Genomic DNA, 20,189 nt, shown 5'->3' with positions numbered 1-20,189 from the left:
ATTGATCCGGCAAGCTGATGTGGATTGCCCGACCGGGCGTGCCGGAGACGCCGCCATTCGCCCCGCGTGCCGTGGGCGGGCCGTCCGTTGAGCACGGCCGATACCACCCCGGTCGAGTTGACGGCCAAGCCGGTCGGAGCGGCGCTTTGGAGCCCCGACCATATCCGCGTACTCGCTGGACGTCGCCACGAGAGCGCGCCGCTGATCGGCGACGCGGATGTGGTGCGAATCGCGCCCGATCTAGACATCTGGGATGCCTGGCCGGTGCAGGACGCCGATGGGACGCCCTCCGCGCTGCCCGGTGGACAGACGCTATGGATGGCGCTCGGCGCGCCGCGTTTTCCCGATCCCGACGCGCGGCACGGCCATGCCCGGATCCACCTGATCCTGCGTGACGCAATGGGCTGGCGTTCGCTGGGCCCGGCAATGCCGGACAAGTTCGCGCCGGGAAGCCGCGAGTGGTCCGGCTCCGCGCTGCTTGCCCCGGATCGCCGCACCCTGACGCTGTTCTTCACCGCCACCGGGCGGCGCGGCGAGGCGGTGACGACGTTCGAGCAACGCCTGTTCCGGGCGGATGCGACGTTGACGCAGGAGGGCGGCTATCGCCTCACCGATTGGCGCGACCTGAGCGAGTTCGTGATCCGCGATTCTGCTCATTATATGGCGAGCGATGCCGGGAGCGGTGCGGTCGGCACGATCAAGGCGTTTCGTGACCCCGCCTATTTCCGTGACCCCCGCGACGGGCGGCACCACGTATTCTTCGCCGCTTCGTTGGCGGGCTCAATCTCCGCCTTCAACGGGGCGATCGGATGGGCGAGCGCGCGCGATAGCTCGCTGGCGGAATGGGACATCCAATCGCCACTGGTCAGCGCCGACACGCTCAACAACGAGCTGGAGCGGCCGCACGCGATCTTCCATCAGGGGCTCTACTACCTCTTCTGGTCGACCCAGCGGCACGTGTTCAACCCCGATGGCCCGACCGGCCCCACCGGGCTGTACGGCATGGTGAGCGACCGGATCGACGGCGGCTGGCGTCCGCTCAACGGCACGGGGCTGGTCTTCGCAAACCCTGACGCTGCGCCCAAACAGGCCTATAGCTGGCTGGTATTGCCCGATCTTCAGGTGACCAGTTTCATCGACGCCTGGGGGAGCGATGGCAGCGACGCGAGCGCCCGGCGCTTTGGCGCGACCTTCGCGCCGATGCTGCGCTTGCGGTTGCAGGGCGATAGGGCTGGGCTGGAGGCGGATGGATGAGTGACGCGCCACGCTATGCGGGGATCGAGCTGGGCGGGACCAAGGCGATTGCCGTGCTGACACAGGGCGATGCGATCGTCGAGCGGCACAGCGTCGCCACAGGCGAGCCGATAGCCACGCTCGGCGCATTGCGCGCAATCCTCGATGGCTGGGCGGCAGCCGCGCCGCTCGCGGGCCTCGGCATCGCCAGTTTCGGCCCGATCCAGCTCGATCCGCGCGATCCGAGGTTGGGGCAGATCCTCGCTACGCCCAAGCCCGGCTGGACCGGCGCGCCAGTCGCGGCGCTGCTGAGCGAAGGACTGGCGTGTCCGATGGTGATCGACACCGACGTCAACGGAGCTGCGCTGGCCGAGTATCGCTGGGGCGCGGCGGTGGGGTGCGACAGCCTCTGCTATCTCACCATCGGGACCGGATTGGGCGGTGGGCTGCTGATCGGCGGCAAGCCCGTTCACGGCGCGATGCACCCTGAGATCGGGCACATCCGATTGCGGCGTGTCGCCGGCGATCTTTTCCCGGGTGCCTGCGACTTTCACGGCGATTGTGTAGAGGGACTGGTGTCGGGACCGGCACTCGCCGCGCGCTTCGGCATGGACCCGGCCACGGCGTCCGATGGCGACCCGATCTGGCGTCACGTCGCCGCCGATATCGCCGAGCTCTGCTGTGCGATCCTGCTGACAACGTCGGCCCGCCGCATATTGTTTGGCGGCAGCGTCGCCTTGTCACGTGCCTTCATTCTGCCCTGGGTGCGGGAGATCGTCGTGGCCCAACTCGAGAGCTATCTGCCCTTCGTCACCACGGAGGCAGTGGGCGAAATCATCCAGCCAGCGGGTCTCGGCACCGACGCCGGCCCACTCGGCGCGATCGCATTGGCGCAGGCCGCGTCGCGCTGAGCGACGCGGCCCAGCCGATCACTTCGCGTCGACCTTGTCGATCAGGTTGAGCAGCCCATTGACGATCGCGCTCTCGGCGCAGCCGGGCTTCAGCCGCGACGAAACGACCTCGAACGTATTGTACGCGAACGCCGCGTCGTTCGGGATATAGCCCGACTGCGCCATGCCGTTGGTGATCGTCGTCATCATGCTGTGCTTGAACGGCGATTCGCGCTTGAAGCGCTGGGCGATGGTCGTGAACACCTCGGCATCGACCCCGCCGATTACCGTGTCGCCGATCTTGAGCAGGCTGAGGCGGATGCTGACGGGGTCTGCGTCCTCATAGGTGCCGGGATAGCCCGCACGGCCCTTGTCCAATCGCTTGCGGCCGGGGCAGGTGACGCTGGTCTGCGCGCCCTGAATGGTTGCTTCGGCGACTGGACGCTCCAGGCTGGCGCGGCTGACGTGCAGCACTTCCTCGCCCAGCATCTGGCCCATCGACTTCACCATCTGCTTCTGCTGTTCCATCAGCATCGCCACGCGCGGATTGCTGCGGTTCATGCCGGTGCCGCCTGGCGGCATCGCGTTGCTGATATCTTCACCCCGCGCGGCATAGTCGGCGGTGCGGATCGCGCGCAGGTCATAGGTCTGGTTGAAATAGATCGGGTTCTGGTCCCCCGCCGCACCGTTCGAATAGACCGCGACCGCGTCACCGCCCAGCGATTGTTCGATATAGTTGGAGGCGGCACCGGGCAGGTCGGCGCTCACCAGATCGAGATTGCCGGTCAGCACGGCGTGGACGCCATAGTTGAAATAGACCGCGATCGGCGCGCCCTCCAGCGTCTCGAACCGCACCACCGCGACAGTCTTGTCCGACACGCCCTCGTAATTCGGCCCCTCCCACCAGCGACGGGTCTTGGGGTCGATGATGTTGCGGTTGACGTTGATGTAGGAAACGCCGGTGCCATAGGCCATGCGTGCAGGCCTGGTCGCCGCCGCGGCCTTGCGGATCGCGTCGAAGATCTGCGCCTCATAGGCCGGGCCCCGCATCCATGGTGCGCTATGGGTGTGGCTGGCCGTCAGCAGCAGCTGGCTGGTCGGGATCTTGAGTTCGCGCTCGACCCGCGCCGCGACATTGGCCCAGGTCTCGGTCATGATCGCCCCGGCGTCGACCGTCACCATCGCCGCCCGCGTCTTGCCGTCATCCACCACGATTGCGCGGACGTTCAGCGGGTCGAGCACGCCGAGCATGTTCTTCGGCAATTCCGCAGCCTTGGGGGTGATGTCGACTTTCGCCGCGCCCACTTTCAGCGCCTGGGCGGAGGCGGGCAGGGCGACGCAGAACAGGGTGGCGGCACAGGCCGCGCGAAGCTCAATCTTCATGGCAGGACATCCCGTTGGAGCCGAGGGCAGATGGCGGCGGAACGACAGGCAGACGCGCTTTCTGCATTATCCTCTCCGCCCGACGATCGCCTTATGCAATCGATTGCTAACCGTGTTAGGCATGGGCTGGACGAATGGCAACCCAAAAGGCGGCGGCCTAACCCGCTTCGCCTGGCTTCAGCGCCTCCGCCACCAGCGGTGTCACCCGCTCCACGATCCTCTCAAGCCCCTGGCGGTTGGGATGGATGCGATCGGGCAGCATCAGCGCCGGGTCGGTCACCACCTGATCCAGGAAGAATGGATACAGCACCGCGTCGTAGCGCTTCGCCAGATCGCCATAGATCGCGTTGAAGGCGTCGGCATAGTCGCGGCCCATGTTCGGCGCGGCGACCATGCCGGTCAGCATGATCGGGATGCCGCGCTTTTTCAGTTCCTCGCAGATCGCGGTCAGGTTCGCGCGGGTCTCGGCGGGGTCGATCCCGCGCAGCATATCGTTGCCGCCAAGGTTGACCATGACGAGGTCGGGTTTGCGATCCAGTCCGTCGAGCGTGAAGCCCAGCCGCCGCAGCCCCGCCGAGCTGGTGTCGCCGGAAACCCCAGCATTGCGCACGCTCGCCGCGATCCCGCGCGCGGCCAGCGCCTTTTCCAGCTGTGCCGGGAAACTCTCCTGCGGCAGGACGCCATAGCCGGCATAGAGGCTGTCGCCGAACGCGACGACCAACCGCGCATCGGCCTTCTGCGCACCCCCGCTGGCGACCGCCGAGGGGGTTGGCGGAGTCGCTAGCGACTGGTTCGCGGCATCATTTTCGCCCGAACATGCGCTCAGCCCTTGGAGGAGCAGCATCGCGCCCGCATATGGGGCAAGCTTTCTGATCAAGGACGTCATCTCCACCTATGTCGATCGAACCGGTGGCGGATATCGCAATCCGCGCGCGTAATGTCACCCTGACGCTTGGAACGCGCGAAGCGCCGACCGAAATTTTGAAGGGAATCGATGTCGATATCGCGCGCGGCAGCAGCGTCGCGATCCTCGGCCCGTCGGGGTCGGGCAAGTCGTCGCTGATGGCGATCCTGTCGGGCCTCGAACAGGCGAGTGGCGGGAGCGTGAGCGTCGCGGGCATCGCATACGACACGCTGGACGAGGATGGGCTGGCGCGCGCGCGGCGGGGAAGGGTCGGGATCGTGTTGCAGGCGTTTCACCTGCTGCCGACGATGACCGCGCTGGAGAATGTCGCGGTGCCGCTGGAGCTGGCGGGGTCGGAGGACGCCTTTGCGCGCGCCGGGGCGGAGCTGGAGGCGGTCGGCCTCGGCCATCGACTGACCCATTATCCGGTGCAGCTGTCGGGCGGCGAGCAGCAGCGCGTCGCCATTGCCCGCGCGGTGGCGGGGCGGCCCGAAATCATCTTTGCCGATGAGCCGACCGGCAATCTCGACGGCGCGACTAGTGGGGTGATCATCGACCTGTTGTTCGAGCGCCAGCGCGCAGCGGGGGCCACGCTGCTCATCATTACCCACGACCCCGCGCTCGCCAGCCGGTGCGACCGCGTGCTGACGATGCGCGACGGGCTGATCGTCGCGGACAGCGCCGCGTGAGCGCGCTGGGCTGGCGCGCGGCGTGGAGCATCGCGCGGCGCGACCTGCATTCGGGCTTTCGCGGGCTGCGGCTGTTGCTCGTCTGCCTGTTCCTCGGCGTGGCGACGCTCGCGACGATCGGCAGCCTGACCGCGTCGATCACCGGTGAGATTTCGGCACGGGGACAGGTGCTGCTCGGCGGCGATGTCGAGGTTGGGATGACCCAGCGCCAAGCATCGGCACAGGAACGGGCGGCGCTGACGCAGCTCGGCACCGTTAGCGACACGATCCGCACCCGCGCGATGGCGCGGCGCGCGACCCAATTGCCGGAGCGCCCGATGCGGTGCTGACCGAGCTCAAGGGTGTGGACGTCCGCTATCCGCTCTATGGCAGCCTGACGCTGACGCAGGGCCGCTACGCCCAGCTCGTACCCGACGCGATTCTGATCGGACGGGCGTTATCCGAACGGCTGCTGCTCAAGACCGGCGACCAGATCCGCTATGGCGATGCGACATTCCGCATTGTCGGCATGATCGCCGACGAACCCGACCGGGTGGGGGAGGGGTTCACGCTCGGCCCGGTCGCGATCGTCTCGCTCGACGGGCTGAAGCGCACCGGATTGCTTCAACCGGGCGCGTTGTACGAGACCAAATATCGCGTGCGTCTGAACCCCGGCGTGACCCCGGATGAGGCGGTGGACGGGCTCAAGGATCGGTTCCCGACTGCGGGCTTCGAATACAAGACCCGCGACCGCGCGGCGCCCGGCGCGGTGCGCTTTTTCGAGCGGATGGGACAGTTCCTGTCGCTGATCGGCCTCGCCGCTTTGGTGATCGCTGGCATCGGGGTGAGCAACGGCGTCGCCTCATACCTGGGGCAGAAGCGCGGCGGGATCGCGACGTTCAAGATCCTCGGCGCGACATCGGCGGATATCAGCCGCATCTATCTGCTTCAGATCGCGGCGGCTTCGGCGCTGGCGGTGGCGGCGGGGCTGATCGTCGGCGCGCTGCTGCCGATCGGGTTCGTCATGCTGGCGGGCGATCTGCTTCCGGTCGCACCGGGCTTTGCGGTCTATCCGATCCCGCTGCTGACCAGCGCAGCCTATGGCCTGCTGATCGCCTTTGCCTTCGCGATGCCGCCGCTCGCCCGCGCGCGTACCCATCCCGCCGCCGCGCAGCTGCGCAGCGGGGTCGAGGAGTCGCGCCGGATCGACCGGCGCAGCACGCTGATGGTCGCGCTGGCAGGCGCTCTGGTGGTGACGCTGGCGCTGGTCACTGCGCGCGAGCCGATCTTTGCCGGGGCGGTGCTCGGCGCGGTGGCGCTGGTGTTGCTTGTCCTGCTCGGCATCGGCGCGTTGATCCGGCGGGTCTCTGCGAAGCTGCCACGCCCGCGCCGCCCGCTGCTGCGGCTGGCCGTCGCGAACCTCCACCGGCCCGGCGCACAGACCGTCGCGCTGGTGATCGCGCTGGGCCTTGCGCTTACCCTGTTTGTCACGCTGGCCGCGATCCAGACCAGCCTGGATGCCGAGATCGAGCGTGCCGTGCCGCAACGCGCGCCGAGCCAGTTCGTGCTCGACATCCCGTCCGAAGCGCGTGGCGAGTTCACGGCATTGGTCAAGCGCGAAGCCCCGGAGGCGCAGCTCAACATCGTCCCCGCTCTCCGCGGCACGATCACCGCCTTTGGCAAGACGCGCGTCGCCGATCTAGAGACCCTGCCCGAGGGCGCGTGGTTCCTGCGCGGTGAGCGCGGCGTCACCTATTCCGACGTGCTGCCACAGGGCAGCGAGCTGGTCGCCGGGCAATGGTGGCACAAGGACTATGCTGGCCCGCCTTTGGTGTCGCTCGACCGTGAGGCGGCGACGCTGCTCAATGTCGGGGTCGGCGATACGATGACGGTCAGCATCCTCGGTCGCGAGATCGCGGCGCGGATCGCGTCGCTGCGTCAGGTCAACTGGGACACGATGGGGTTCAACTATATCCTCGTCTTCTCGCCCAACACGCTCGCCGCCGCGCCGCACAGCCTGACCGCGACAATCGACATGGATCGCGCCAATGAAGGCAAGGTGTCGCGCGCATTGCTCGGCGCATTCCCGTCGGCTTCGATCATCGCGGTGAGCGAGGTGGTGGGACAGGTGCGTACGATCCTTGACCAGATGGCGACGGCGATCCTGCTCTCGGCATCGGTCACGATCCTCGCCGGCATCGCCGTGCTGGTCGGCGCCATCGCCGCGTCGCGACAGGCGCGCAGCTATGACAGCGTCATCCTCAAGACCTTGGGCGCGACGCGGCGCCAGATTCTCGCGGCGCAGGCGCTCGAATATGCGCTGCTCGCGCTGACCCTCGCGGCGCTGGCGCTGGGGCTGGGCGGGCTGGCGGCGTGGTATGTCATTACCGGGGTGTTCGAGTTTGGCTGGGCACCCGACTGGACCATCGTCGGCGCGACGCTGGGGCTGGGCGCGTTGCTCACGCTCGGGATCGGGTTGCTCGGATCGCTGCCGGTGCTGTCGGTGCGTCCCGCTCAGGCATTGCGGAGGCTCTGAGCGGGCGGTGCCCGCTCAACCCCGCTTGAGATAGCCGTGCATCGTGATCCAGCTGACAAAGGCGTTGAACCAGCCGGTGCTGGTCGTCTCCTTGGGATACATGCCGAAACCATGTCCGCCCTGTTCGTAGAGGTGGAACTCGACGGGGCGCTTGGCGGTGCGCCAGGCGTTGATCAGGCCATAGTCGATATTGCCGAACAGCGGATCGTCCGCCGCCAGCGCGACGAATAGCGGCGGCGCATCGGCGGGGATCGTCATCGCCGAGAGCGGGCCATAGACATTGCCGATAAAGGCGGGCTTGGCATCGACCCCCCGCCACCGTGGTCGCCATCGTCAGCATCGCACCGGCGGAGAAACCGACCATGCCGACACGGGCGGGATCGACCTTCCACTCCGCCGCGCGCTTGCGCACCAGGGCGAAGGCGGCGCGGGCGTCGGTGATCTGCGGCGCGAGGCCAGCGAGCATCGCGTCAGGGGAGGGGCGTGCGGGGCGGGCGGCGCCGGAGAACATCTGGCGCATCGATGCCTCGAACCCGGCCATGTCCGCCGGGGTCTGGTTGAGGCGGTATTTGAGGACGAAGGCGGCGACCCCGCGATCGGCGAGCGCGCGGGCCACGGCCCAGCCCTCATTCTCCATCGACAGCGTGCGGAAGCCGCCGCCCGGCGCCACGATCACGGCAGTGCCGGTTGCCTTGGCGGGATCGGGCAGGAAGGGGGTCAGCGTCGCTTCGGTCACATTGCGCGCGAACACGCTGCCATATTGGCTGTGCCAGCTCTCCGGGTTGGTGCCGCCGGGCAGTGGGCCGGTGCCGAGCGGGATCGCACTCGGCTGTGCCGGAATGGCGATCGGGGTCATGCGGTCGTTCTGCGCCTGCGCGGCGGGCGCGGCGATGCAGAACAGGGCAGCTAGGGTGGTCGTGCGGAGCAGCATGGCAATCCTCCTGGAGAGTGGGATCAGCGGGTGGGTGGCGGTGCGGTCACGCCCGCATCGGTCTGGACGACGGGCAGCATGAGGCCGTCCGAATCATAGCGCAGATGCTCGACCGTCACCGCGCGGCGGCCGATCGCTCCCGCCTGATCGCCGATCACCAGCGTGGCGTTGTGCAGGAAGAGGTACCAGTTGCCCTTGAACTGCGCGATGCCGGGGTGGATGGTGAAGCTGTACTTGCCCGACCCGGTCAGCTCGCCACGATAGGTCCACGGTCCCGTGATCGACGGCGCGGTGGAGTAGGACACCCGCTCGTCGGTGTGCGTCTTGCGGTCGAGCGAGGCGTAAGTGAGGTAATAGAGCTTGCCGCGCTTGTGCAGCCATGGCCCTTCCTCGAAATGTGGCGGCGTGATCTCGGTGATCTCGCCGTCGATCTCGATCATGTTGGGCTTGAGCTTGGCGATGTACGCCTGGCGATTGCCCCAGGCGATCCACGTCGTGCCATCATCGTCAGTGAAGACGGTCGGGTCGATATCCTCCCAGCTGTGCGTACCCTTGGGCGTCATCTGGTTGGTGACGAGCGCGCTGCCCTTGGCATCGACGAACGGACCGGTCGGCTTGTCCGACACAGCGACGCCGATCGCCTTGCCCGGATGGGTGTCGTCATGCTCGACTGCTGTATAGAACCAGAACTTCCCGTTCTTCTCGATCGCCTGCGACGCCCAGGCGTCCTTCTTGGCCCATTTGAAATCGGCGACGTTCATGATCGGGCCGTGATCGGTCCAGGTGCGCATGTCGGTGGTCGAATAAACCAGCCATTCGCGCATGTTGAACATCTCGTCGCGCTTGGCCTCGTCATGACCGACATAGAGGTACAATCGGTCGCCGACGACCAGCGGCGCAGGGTCGGCCGTGAACTTGTCGCGGATGATCGGGTTGGACCCCGGTACCGGCGTCGTCTGGGTCAGTGCCAGCGCGGCGGCGATGACTGCGGCGCGGATCATTCAGCGTCTCCCTCGGCAACAGGCTTGGATCCCCACAGCGCGTACCAGAGCACGTAGAGCTCACACGCGGCGGTCAGCAGGAACGACATCTGCAGCCCGAAACCGTCGGCCAGCCAGCCCTGCACCGCGACCAGCGCGCCGCCGGCGATCGCCATGATCAGCAGCCCCGAGGCTTCCTCGGTGTAGCGGCCCAACCCCTTGATCCCCAGCGTGAAGATCGTCGGGAACATGATCGAATGGAACAGGCCGACCAGGATCAGCGACCACATCGCTACCGGTCCGTCGACGAATACGGTGACCAGCATGACGATGAACGCGCCGACGCTGAACGCCGCCAGCAGCGTCTCAGCCTTGATCCAGCGCATCGCGATCGCGCCCGCGAACCGTCCGACCATCATCCCGAGCCACATCAGCGTGAGGTAGCGACCCGCCTGCTCGGTGGTCAGATTGGCGATATCGGGCTGTGCGACGAAGTTCACGAACAGGTTGGCGACGCCGATCTCCGCGATCAGGTAGATGAAGATCGCCGGTACGCCCCAGACAAGATTGCGATGGCGCCACATTGGATGCCGCACGAAGCGCGTCCAGGCCGACCCGGTCCTGGCCATGCCGTCATTGATTCGCGCCGTCGCCTTGCCCATCGCTGGAAGCGGGAACCGCCCGATAATCACCGCCAGGACCACCAGCACCAGCGCGACGAGGCCGTAGGGCAGGATCACCGACTGTGCGTCCGCCAGCCGCTCCGCCTGGGTCAGGACGCGGCCGTGCTCCGCAGTGCCGCCGACCGACCGACCGAGAATCAGATAGGCCCCGAACAGCGGCGCGAGTACGGTGCCGAGCGAGTTGAACGCCTGCACCAGGTTTAGCCGCGACGAGGAGGTTTCCGGCGGACCGATGACGGCGACATAGGGGTTCGCCGCGACCTGCAGCAACGTGATCCCGCTGGCGATGACGAACAACATGGTCAGCGTGACGCCGTAGGATGGGATGCTCGCCGCCAGCATCATGCCGAGCGATCCGGCGGCCATGATCAGCAGTCCGGTGACCAGCGCCTTCTGATACCCGATCCGCTCGATCAGCATCGCCGATGGGATCGACGCGACGAAATAGGCAATAAACCACACGCTCTCGATCAGCGTCGTTTCGGTGTAGTTGAGGTCGAACACGCTGCGCAGATGCGGCAGCAGCGTGCCGTTGATGACGGTGATGAACCCCCACATGAAAAACAGGCTGGCGAGCAGGGTGAGCGCCGGGCGGTAGCTGCGCGCGCCACCCGTCTCACCCTGAAGAACCGCTCCGTCGACTGGTGACAGCGCCATCATTCTCTCCCTGCCCGGCAAATTGCTTGCCCGTTTTTTTGTCGGAGTATAAGCAAGCGCGGCGACGGTCAATCCGGGTAACGCGGGAACAGGGAGCGGATGATGAGGGCGATGATCTTCGGGGCGGTGCTGTGCGCCTGGACGGTCCCCGCAATGGCGGCGGATGCGGTGCGCAGCACGGCGGGCAAGCTGGCGGACGGAACGGTGGTCGAGGCGGTGACGCTGAAGAACGCGCGTGGCGTGTCGGCGCGGATCATCACCTATGGCGCGACCCTGCAATCGCTCGTCGCCCCGGACCGCGCGGGCAAGAAGGCGGAGATCACGCTCGGCTTCGACGATGCCGCCGATTACGAAAAGAAGCCCAATTATTTCGGCGTCACGGTCGGCCGATACGCCAACCGCATCGCGGGCGGACGTTTCACGCTCGACGGTCGCGCCTATCAACTGACGCAGAACGACAAGGCCAATTCGCTGCACGGTGGCACGCAGGGCTTCGACAAGCGCAACTGGCGCATCGTGTCGGTGGCGAGCGGGCCGACCGCGCGCGTCGTGATGGCGCTGACCAGCCCCGACGGTGACCAGGGCTATCCTGGCACGCTGGAGGTCAAGGTCACCTATGCGCTCGACGACAAGGGCGACCTGACGATCGAGTTCGACGCCGCAACCGACAAGCCGACCATCGTCAACATGACCAACCACGCGCTGTTCAACATGGCTGGCGACGGCGCGCCGGAAGGGACCTCGCGCCAGTTGCTGACCATCCCGGCGCGCACCTACACGCCGGTTGACGCGGCGCTGATTCCGACCGGTGAGCGCAAGGCGGTCGCGGGCGGGGTGTTTGATTTCCGCAAGCCCCGGCTGATCGCATTGGGGCTGCGCGACGGGCGCGATCCGCAGATCGTCGCCGGGCGCGGCTATGACCATAACTGGGCGCTGGACAAGGGCCAGACCGCGACCCCGCAGTTCGCCGCGCGGCTGGAGGACCCGGTGTCGGGCCGGGTGCTCGAAGTGCTGACCACAGAGCCGGGGATCCAGTTCTACAGCGGCAATTTCCTCGACGGCACGGTCGCGGGGCGCAGCGGGCGCATCTACCGCATGGGCGATGGCATCGCGCTCGAGCCGCAGAAATTCCCCGATGCGCCGAACAAACCGAACTTCGCCTCGGCGCGGGTCGATCCGGGCAAGCCGTATCGCCACGTCATGATCTACCGCCTCTCGACCCGCTGAGCAGTTTCGATGACCACCGACAAGTCCCTGCGCTCGCGCGCCTGGTTCGATAACCCCGACAATATCGACATGACCGCGCTCTATCTCGAGCGCTACCTGAACTTCGGCCTCAGCCTGGACGAGCTGCGATCGGGCAAGCCGATCATCGGGATCGCGCAGACCGGGTCGGACCTCAGCCCGTGCAACCGCCACCATCTGGTGCTGGCAGAACGGGTGCGGGAAGGGATCCGCGAGGCGGGCGGGATCGCGATCGAGTTTCCGGTCCATCCAATCCAGGAGACGGGAAAACGGCCCACTTGCAGGGCTCGACCGCAACCTCGCCTATCTGGCGCTGGTCGAGCTGCTCTATGGCTATCCGCTCGACGGCGTGGTGCTGACGATCGGCTGCGACAAGACGACGCCGGCGTGCCTGATGGCGGCGGCGACGGTGAACATCCCGGCCATCGCGCTGTCGGTCGGGCCGATGCTCAATGGCTGGCACAAGGGCGAGCGCACCGGATCGGGGACGATCGTGTGGAAGGCGCGCGAGATGATGGCTGCGGGGGAGATCGACGCGGACGAGTTCATCCGCCTCGTCGCCTCCTCCGCACCCTCGACCGGCTATTGCAACACGATGGGAACGGCGACGACGATGAACAGCCTTGCCGAGGCGCTCGGCATGTCGCTGCCCGGATCGGCGGCGATCCCCGCGCCGTATCGCGACCGGCAGGAGGTCGCCTATCGCACCGGCCTGCGCATCGTCGAGATGGTGGAGGAGGATTTGAAGCCGTCCCAGCTGCTGACGCGGGAGGCGTTCCACAATGCGATCCGGGTCAACAGCGCGATCGGCGGGTCGACAAATGCGCCGATCCACCTTGCCGCGATTGCGCGCCATATCGGGGTCGATCTTCCCATCGACGATTGGCAGAGTGTCGGCCGCGACGTGCCGCTGCTGGTCAACCTCCAGCCCGCCGGCGAGTATCTCGGCGAAGACTATTACCGCGCCGGCGGCGTCCCGGCGGTGGTCGCTCAGCTGATGCGGCACGGGCTGATCCATGAAGACGCACTGACCGCCAATGGCCGCACCATCGGCGAGAATTGCGGCGCAGCGACGATCGAGGATGAGCGGGTGATCCGCCCGTTCGAGGACCCGATCCTGACCGCCGCCGGCTTCCTGGTGCTGCGCGGAAACTTGTTCGATTCGGCGATCATGAAGACCAGCGTGATCTCCGACGAGTTCCGCGCCCGCTATTTGTCCAACCCCGACGATCCCGATGCGTTCGAGGGGCCGGTGGTCGTGTTCGACGGGCCGGAGGATTATCACCACCGCATCGACGATCCTGCCCTTGGCATCACCGCAGAAACGCTGCTGATCATGCGCGGGGCGGGGCCGATCGGCTATCCCGGCGCGGCAGAGGTCGTGAACATGCGGCCGCCCGATTACCTCATCACCAATGGCGTGCGCAGCCTGCCGTGCCTGGGCGACGGGCGACAGTCGGGGACGAGCGGCAGCCCGTCGATCCTCAATGCCTCGCCCGAGGCAGCGGCAATGGGCGGGCTTGCCCTGCTGCGCGATGGCGACCGGGTGCGCATCGACCTCAAGGTGGGGACCGCCAACATGCTCGTCCCCGATGCAGAGCTGGCCGAACGCCGCCACGCGCTCGAGGCGGCCGGGGGCTATCCCTATCCGCCGTCGCAAACCCCTTGGCAGGAAATCCAGCGCGCACTGGTCGGCCAGATGGAGGGCGGGGCGATCCTGGAGGGCAGCGAACGCTACCAGAAAATCGCCCAGACCCGCGGCCTGCCGCGCGACAATCACTGACCGAACGAACCGGATGGAGAGGATGATGAAGCACTTTATCCTGGCAGGATCGCTCCTCGCCAGCGCGACGTTCGCGCTGCCCGCGCTGGCGCAGGAGGCTCCGGTGACGGTCACCGTTCAGACGGACAAGCCGGGGCCAAAGATCAACCGCCACATCTTCGGCCAGTTCGCCGAGCATCTCGGCACCGGCATCTATGGAGGTGTGTGGGTCGGGCCGGACTCCAAAATCCCCAATGTCCGCGGCATTCGCAGCGACGTGGTGGCGGCGCTGAAGCAGATCAGCGTGCCCAATGTGCGCTGGCCGGGCGGGTGCTTCGCCGACGAATATCACTGGCGCGACGGGATCGGCGATCCGGCCAAGCGGCGCGTCACCGTCAACTCCAACTGGGGCGGAGCGATCGAGAACAATGCATTCGGCACGCACGAATTTTTCGACTTCATCGAACAGATTGGGGCCGAGGCGTTCGTGTCGATCAATGTCGGATCGGGCAGCTACAAGGAGGCCGCCGACTGGGTCGCCTACATCACCGCCGACACGCGCAACACGGCGGGGCAGGAGCGCGCCGCCAACGGGCGAACTGAGCCGTGGAAGATCCGGTTCCTCGGCATCGGCAACGAAAACTGGGGCTGTGGCGGCAATATGCGGCCCGAATATTATACCGATGAGCTGAAGCGCTACGCGCGCTTCACGCGCAACTACAACCCGGCGCAACAGGCCTTTCCGAACCCGGCCAACCCGTCGGCTCCGCTGCCGAACCCGGACCAGATGCTGCGCGTCGCGGTGGGGCCGAGCGACGACGACACCAGCTATACCGAAGGGGTGATGAAGGCGTGGAAGGGTCGCGACTGGAGCTGGAGCATGGAGGGGCTGTCGCTGCACAGCTACACCGTGGTGAAGTGGCCGCCCGCCTATGACTCGGTCAATTTCGCCGAAAAGGAATATGCCGAGCTGATCCAGTCCACGCTGCTGATGGACAAGCGGCTGCGCACCCATTCGGCGATCATGGACAAGTACGATCCCGACAAGAAGGTGCCGCTGATCGTCGACGAATGGGGCGTGTGGCTGGCCAAGCTGCCCGGATCGCCCGAGGGCTTCCTGCAGCAGCAGAACTCGCTGCGCGACGGCATCATCGCCGCGCTCAACTTCAACATCTTCGCGCGCCATGCCGATCGCGTGCAGGGCGCCAACATCGCGCAGATGGTCAACGTGCTTCAGGCGTTGATCCTGACCGATGGGCCAAAGATGGTGCTGACCCCGACCTATCACATCCACAAGATGTACCGCCCGTTCCAGGACGCAACGCTGGTGCCGGTGACGTTCGATGCGGGCGAGTATCGGGAGGGCGCAGTGACGCTCCCGCGCGTCGACGCGGTCGCGGTGCGCGCGAGCGACGGGAAATTGTGGCTGTCGCTGGTCAATCTCGATCCGGCCAAGTCCGCCGAGATGCGACTGGCGATCCCCGGCGTGAAGGCGAAGTCCGCCGCAGGCACCGTGCTGACGGCGGCGAAGGTCAACAGCATCAACAGCTTCGACGCCCCCGAAGCGGTGAAGCCCCAGCCGATTGCCGGCCGGGTCGCGGGCGGCGCGGTGAGCGTGCGCCTGCCGGCCAAGTCGGTGACGATGCTGGAGATCGTGGAGTAGGGCGGCGTCCGTCGCTCCCGAAGGGGAGGGGCGGGTGCGGTTGAAACTGACGAAGTTACGGGCAACGCGCGCGATTCTGTCAGCTTTGGGCGGGATGCGTGTTGCGGGTTGAAGGTAGAGGAGGGCGTCCGGGTTCGGCATCGGACAGTTGAGATATGCCGGATCGGGGTTTGTAGGAAAGGGCAATTATTCACTTCACCCGTGTGAGATCGAACGGCGGGTATTGGGTGGATTGCTGACCGGCGCCTTTCGGGTGCGATAGTTTGTCAGGGCACATGAACAGACTCGATTTCTAGGGTCGGGACCCATAAACGGGATTCCCTTGGCGGCTGGGATGTGATTCATGCGCTGCGCCAGCAGGAGCGTGGATTTGAGCGAGTTTTGGTTGAGTGAAGCCCAGTTCGAGCGGCTGCGTCCGCTGCTGCCGGACAAGGTGCGCGGTGTGGCGCGGGTCGATGATCGGCGGGTGATCAGCGGCATCATTCATGTGGTGAAGTCGGGCGGGCGCTGGGTCGACGCGCCGGCCTGCTACGGGCCGAGGAAGACGCTCTACAACCGGTTCGTGCGCTGGGCGGCAAAGGGTGTGTGGCAGGAGCTGTTCGTCACGCTCGCGGCAGCAGGCGGGCCGCCCGCCGAGGTCCTGATCGACAGCACGCATATGAAGGCGCACCGCTCCGCGGGCGGTGGAAAAGGGGGCGCTCGTCCAGGCGATCGGGATCAGCCGGGGCGGCCGCAACAGCAAGCTCCACGCGCTCACCGACGGCGAAGGTCGGCCGCTCCGCTTCCTGCTGACCGGTGGCCAGGTCGCCGACTGCCGCGCAGCCGATGTGTTGCTCGATGATCTCGCGCCGCGCACCATCGTGCTCGCGGACAAGGCTTACGACAGCAATGCGATCCGCGACCTGATCGAGCGGCAGGGTGCCGTTCCGAACATCCCCTCCAAGACGAACCGCCGCTGGAAAAGCTGCTTCTCCAAGACGCTCTACAAGGGCCGCAACGCCGTCGAGCGCATGTTCTGCCGCCTCAAGGATTATCGCCGCATCGCCACCCGCTACGACAAGCTCGCCACCAACTTCCTCAGCGCCATCTACCTCGCCGCAGCCGTCACATGGTGGTTATGAGTCCCGACCCTAGTGTCGGTGGTTCTGCGTCGTAGAGCTTGGCATGAAGCGTCAGGTCGCTCACTTCCTCGCTCTGCGTCGTCAGGTCGATCAACACCTGGCAATAGTCGCCCATCCAGCGATAAAGTGCGTGATCCCATGTAGACGGGTTCAAGGGTGCCAAGCAGTCGCCATACGCCGAGATGCTAGTGGCAATCGACTCTGCCGTTGAAGGAGCGACTGCGCTCACGCCACCAATGGCGTGACTACGCAGGAGGTAATCTCCGGCCGCGAAGGCATCGGCGATTTTGTGAAATGTGGCATGCAACTCGGGCGGCACGGGATGCTCGTCATCGTCCTTCGCAAGCATACCCTACGTGTTCCTTCGCCAACTTTCGGCGAACGTGCATTGCCCTCTAAATGTCCGCAAGGGGTTCGTTCGCCGAAAGGCCGCTCTCCTCGCTAGCACCAGCTGATCCGCGGGTGCCACGATGCTGGCGATCTTGAGGGAGCGGGACCTGATCCTCCCCCTGGCGGGGGAGGATTTGCGCGCCTCACTCCTCGAACGGATCGGTCGGCAGGTGCCGCCCGCGCAAAAACGCGTCGGCGACAAGGCGGAAGGGCGCAGTGTCGAGGTCGCTCGCGCCCGTCGCGATCAGCCGCGCGAACTGCGCGTAGAGCGCGGGATATTCGCGATCCTCGCCGGGGCGGGTGCCGTCGGGCAGGGTCAGCTCGGCCCCGCCGCGTGCCAGCCGCAGGGTGCCGGCGTCGGTCTCGATCTCGATGTCCCAGCTTTGCGGCCCGGTCTGGCGGAAGTCGAAATCCGCCGCGATCGGCGCACCGCAGCCGGTTTCCAGCGTCAGCCGCGCGGCGATGGGGGCGTGGCGGTTGCTCGGCACCTCCAGCTCGGCGTCGCGCAGCAGCAGCGTGCCGGGCAAGATCTCCGTCACGATCGACAGTGCGTTGATCCCCGGATCGAACACGCCGAGCCCGCCGGGCTGCCAGATCCATTGCTGGCCGGGGTGCCACACGCGCACATCCTCACGCCAGGTGATCGTGCCGCGCGTGATTTTGCGCTCCGCCAGCCATGCGCGCGCCTCCGCCACCCCGGCGGCGCAGCGCGAGTGCCAGGTGGCGAACACCGTGACCTTGGCGTCGTCCGCCAGCGCCGCGAGCGCCGCGGCTTCGGTCAGGCTGGCGGCGGGGGCTTTTCGAGCAGGACATGCAGCCCGTGGCGCAATGCCGTGGCGGCGACGCGGTGGCGCACTTGCGGCGGAGTGCACACCGCGACCGCATCCACCGCGATCCCGCTCGCCAGCAATGCCTCGAGGCTGTCGAAGCCGGGGACACCGCCCAGCACCGCGCCATCCGCGCTGGCGGTCGCAACCAGCGTGAAGTTCGGATCAGCAGCGATGGCGGGCAAATGCTGGTCATGCGCGATCTTGCCCAGCCCGATCAGCGCGATGCGGATCGTCACAGCGCCTGCACCGTCACTGCCTCAGGCTCGGCGCGGACCAGCGGGTTGCGCAGCGGGAGGGTGAACGGTGCAGCCTCGATCTCGAACACGTCGCCCGGCTGCGTCTGCACGCCATCGCTGAACGACAAGGTCGCGGTGCCGAAGAAATGGACATGGACATCGCCGGGACGCCGGAACGCGGCATATTTGAAGTGGTGATGCTCCAGATTGTCGATGCTGTGCGACATATTGGCCTCGCCCGACAGGAACGGCTTTTCCCACAGCACCGCGCCATCGCGCACGATCCGGCTTGCCCCGCGCACATCGGCGGGCAGGTCGCCGACCAGCAGTTCGGGGCCGAGCGCCGCCGGGCGCAGCTTCGAATGGGCGAGCCACAGATAATTGTGCCGCTCGGTCACATGGTCACTGAATTCATTGGCGAGGCAGAAACCGATGCGGTGCGGCGTCCCATCGGGGCCGATCAGGTAGATGCCGGCCAGCTCCGGCTCCTCGCCGCCATCCTGCGCGAAGGCAGGCATGGCCAGCGGCGCGCCGGTGCCGACCAGATGCGCGCCATCGCCCTTGTAGAACCATTCCGGCTGTTGCCCGACCGCGCCCGGGGCGGGCTTGCCGCCCTCCAGCCCCTCAAGGAACATGCGCATGGAATCGGTCAGCTGCTCACCCGCAGCGGCGGCGCGGTGCATCTTGTCGCGCCCCTCGGCCGAGCCGAGATGGGTGAGGCCGGTGCCGGTCACGACGACATGTGCGGGATCGGCATGGTCGATCGGCGCGAGCAGTTCGCCCGCCGCAGCCGCTTGGGCAATGTCGATCTCCCCGTCATAGCCCGCTTGCTCGACGAGGGCCGCCAGACCGATGCCGCGCGCGATCGCCGCCTCCGCAAGGCCGCGCGTATCCGCGTAACCCCGCACGAACCGCGCTGCGCCGTCCTGCGACGCAATCACCCGCCGGGTGCCGTCAGACGCGCGGTGCTGGAGCAGCGTGAACATCGAATATCCTCCCCAATTTCGCCGGTTATTAGTCCTACAAAATAAGGAAGGAAAGATCGCTGGCCGGGCTGGGTCAAAATTCCTCGGTGTCGATCTCCGCCTGGGTCGCCGCCGGATAGCGCGGACCCGCAATCGCGTCGGGCGCGAAGATGCGGTCGAGTTCGGCCAGCACATCGGCAGGCAGCGGCACGACCGGCGTTGCGGCGTTTTCGACGAGGTGGTCGGGCGAGGTGGTACCGGGAATGGCGGCGACATGCGCGCCCTGCGCGAACACCCATTGCAGGCAGAGCTGGGCGGGGGTCACGCCACGCTGCTCGGCAATGCCGCGCAACGCCGCGAGCAGGGCCAGGTTGCGCGCGAAATTCTCAGGGCTGAAGCGCGGCATCATGCGCCGGATGTCACGTTCTTCCAGCGCATCGGGCGAGGTGAGCGCGCCGGCGAGGAAGCCGCGCGCGACCGGGGAGAAGGCGACCAAGGTGGTGCCCAGTTCCGCGCACGCCTCCAGCACGCCGAGTTCGACGTTGCGCGACCAGAGCGAATATTCGTTCTGCACCGCCGCGATCGGATGAATCGCATGCGCGCGGCGCAGGGTCGCGGCGGACACTTCGCTGAGGCCGATCGCGCCGATCTTGCCCGCTTCGACCAGCCGCGCGAGTTCGCCGACCGACTCCTCGATCGGCACCGATTTGTCCCAGCGGTGGAGATAATAGAGGTCGACCCGGTCGGTGCGCAGCCGGGTCAGCGACTGGTCGATGGTGGCGCGAAGCGTCTCGGGCCGGCCGTCGATCACCCGCTTCCCGTCCACGCCGGTCATCCCGCATTTCGAGGCGAGGAAATATTCGTCGCGGCGGTGCGCGATAGCTTCGCCGATCAGCGTCTCGTTCGCGCCAAAGCCGTAGAGCGCGGCGGTGTCGAGATGGTCGTAGCCAAGGTCGAGCGCCTGATTGAGCAGCCGGATCGCATCCTCCCGCGCGGGCGGGGTGCCATAGGCATGGCTGAGCGACATGCAGCCGAGGCCGACCGGGTTGACGGTGGAGGATGCAAGGCGGCGCTTCATGGGACACTCCGATACTGACTGCCGCCGCTCACTG

Annotated in this window: 13 protein-coding genes and 4 pseudogenes; 8 read left to right on the top strand and 9 right to left on the bottom strand. The window is 66.8% G+C overall.

Translation table 11 applies throughout. From position 1 onward, the window contains the following. Positions 1-87: 87 nt before the first annotated feature. Both LRS12_RS18695 and LRS12_RS18690 read left to right on the top strand, forming a co-directional pair. The gene (locus LRS12_RS18695; RefSeq protein ID WP_257845978.1) at positions 88-1,254 is read left to right on the top strand and encodes a glycoside hydrolase family 68 protein; all 1,167 of its coding nucleotides are present in this window, start codon (positions 88-90) and stop codon (positions 1,252-1,254) included. After that, complete coding sequence (locus tag LRS12_RS18690; protein ID WP_257845977.1) at positions 1,251-2,144, top strand: ROK family protein; 894 nt, start codon at positions 1,251-1,253, stop codon at positions 2,142-2,144. Before LRS12_RS18695 ends, LRS12_RS18690 begins: the two co-directional genes overlap by 4 nt. A gap of 18 nt (positions 2,145-2,162) precedes the next feature. On the opposite strand, the gene LRS12_RS18685 is transcribed toward LRS12_RS18690, so the two are convergent. Together LRS12_RS18685 and LRS12_RS18680 are read right to left on the bottom strand one after the other, a co-directional pair. Next, positions 2,163-3,506, bottom strand: coding sequence for a neutral/alkaline non-lysosomal ceramidase N-terminal domain-containing protein (locus LRS12_RS18685; protein WP_257845976.1), 1,344 nt, complete (start codon positions 3,504-3,506; stop codon positions 2,163-2,165). Between the two features lie 157 nt (positions 3,507-3,663). After that, positions 3,664-4,350, bottom strand: coding sequence for an arylesterase (locus tag LRS12_RS18680; RefSeq protein WP_257845975.1), 687 nt, complete (start codon positions 4,348-4,350; stop codon positions 3,664-3,666). Between the two features lie 50 nt (positions 4,351-4,400). Between LRS12_RS18680 and LRS12_RS18675 the strand changes: the two genes are divergently transcribed. Both LRS12_RS18675 and LRS12_RS18670 read left to right on the top strand, forming a co-directional pair. After that, positions 4,401-5,099, top strand: a complete 699-nt coding sequence (locus LRS12_RS18675) for an ABC transporter ATP-binding protein (protein ID WP_257845973.1) — start codon at positions 4,401-4,403, stop codon at positions 5,097-5,099. After that, a pseudogene (locus LRS12_RS18670) lies at positions 5,096-7,614 on the top strand (ABC transporter permease). The gene LRS12_RS18675 and the pseudogene LRS12_RS18670 overlap by 4 nt, the downstream one beginning before the upstream one ends. A 15-nt stretch (positions 7,615-7,629) precedes the next feature. Here the strand turns inward: LRS12_RS18670 and LRS12_RS18665 are convergent. From LRS12_RS18665 to LRS12_RS18655, 3 genes and pseudogenes are all read right to left on the bottom strand, one after another. Next, positions 7,630-8,545 (bottom strand): annotated as a pseudogene (locus LRS12_RS18665) (alpha/beta hydrolase). 23 nt (positions 8,546-8,568) lie between these two features. Then, positions 8,569-9,546 carry a glycoside hydrolase family 43 protein gene (locus tag LRS12_RS18660; RefSeq protein ID WP_257845971.1) on the bottom strand — a complete coding sequence of 326 codons (978 nt, stop codon included), beginning with the start codon at positions 9,544-9,546 and terminating at the stop codon, positions 8,569-8,571. Further along, entirely contained in the window at positions 9,543-10,865 is a 1,323-nt protein-coding gene (locus LRS12_RS18655; RefSeq protein WP_257845970.1) for a sugar MFS transporter, read from the bottom strand. The genes LRS12_RS18660 and LRS12_RS18655 overlap by 4 nt, the downstream gene beginning before the upstream one ends. A 102-nt stretch (positions 10,866-10,967) precedes the next feature. On the opposite strand from LRS12_RS18655, the gene LRS12_RS18650 reads away from it, so the two are divergent. The 4 genes and pseudogenes from LRS12_RS18650 to LRS12_RS18635 all read left to right on the top strand — a co-directional run bounded on the left by LRS12_RS18650 (position 10,968) and on the right by LRS12_RS18635 (position 16,656). Further along, complete coding sequence (locus LRS12_RS18650; protein WP_257845969.1) at positions 10,968-12,092, top strand: aldose epimerase family protein; 1,125 nt, start codon at positions 10,968-10,970, stop codon at positions 12,090-12,092. A 9-nt stretch (positions 12,093-12,101) separates the two neighbouring features. Next, positions 12,102-13,893, top strand: a pseudogene (locus tag LRS12_RS18645) (IlvD/Edd family dehydratase). Positions 13,894-13,918: 25 nt separating this feature from the next. Further along, positions 13,919-15,535 (top strand): alpha-N-arabinofuranosidase, encoded by a 1,617-nt coding sequence (locus tag LRS12_RS18640; RefSeq protein WP_257845968.1) that lies wholly within the window; start codon positions 13,919-13,921, stop codon positions 15,533-15,535. 343 nt (positions 15,536-15,878) lie between these two features. Next, positions 15,879-16,656, top strand: a protein-coding gene (locus LRS12_RS18635) for an IS5 family transposase (protein ID WP_374579991.1) whose coding sequence is annotated in 2 segments (ribosomal slippage) — positions 15,879-16,240 and positions 16,239-16,656 — 780 coding nt in all. Because the reading frame shifts where the segments join, the coding sequence is not laid out codon by codon here. On the opposite strand, the gene LRS12_RS18630 is transcribed toward LRS12_RS18635, so the two are convergent. The 4 genes and pseudogenes from LRS12_RS18630 to LRS12_RS18615 form a co-directional block, all read right to left on the bottom strand. Continuing rightward, complete coding sequence (locus tag LRS12_RS18630; RefSeq protein ID WP_257845967.1) at positions 16,640-17,005, bottom strand: hypothetical protein; 366 nt, start codon at positions 17,003-17,005, stop codon at positions 16,640-16,642. The two genes, LRS12_RS18635 and LRS12_RS18630, sit on opposite strands and share 17 nt — an antisense overlap. A 184-nt stretch (positions 17,006-17,189) precedes the next feature. Continuing rightward, positions 17,190-18,112, bottom strand: a pseudogene (locus LRS12_RS18625) (Gfo/Idh/MocA family protein). Continuing rightward, entirely contained in the window at positions 18,109-19,098 is a 990-nt protein-coding gene (araD1, locus tag LRS12_RS18620; RefSeq protein ID WP_257845966.1) for an AraD1 family protein, read from the bottom strand. Before araD1 ends, LRS12_RS18625 begins: the two are co-directional and overlap by 4 nt. Before the next feature lie 73 nt (positions 19,099-19,171). Next, entirely contained in the window at positions 19,172-20,155 is a 984-nt protein-coding gene (locus LRS12_RS18615; RefSeq protein ID WP_257845965.1) for an aldo/keto reductase, read from the bottom strand. Positions 20,156-20,189 lie beyond the last annotated feature (34 nt).

Source organism: Sphingomonas sp. J344 (assembly GCF_024700005.1).
GTDB lineage: Bacteria > Pseudomonadota > Alphaproteobacteria > Sphingomonadales > Sphingomonadaceae > Sphingomonas.
Note: the sequence above shows the minus strand (reverse complement) of the source record. Positions and strands in the feature narration are given on the sequence as shown.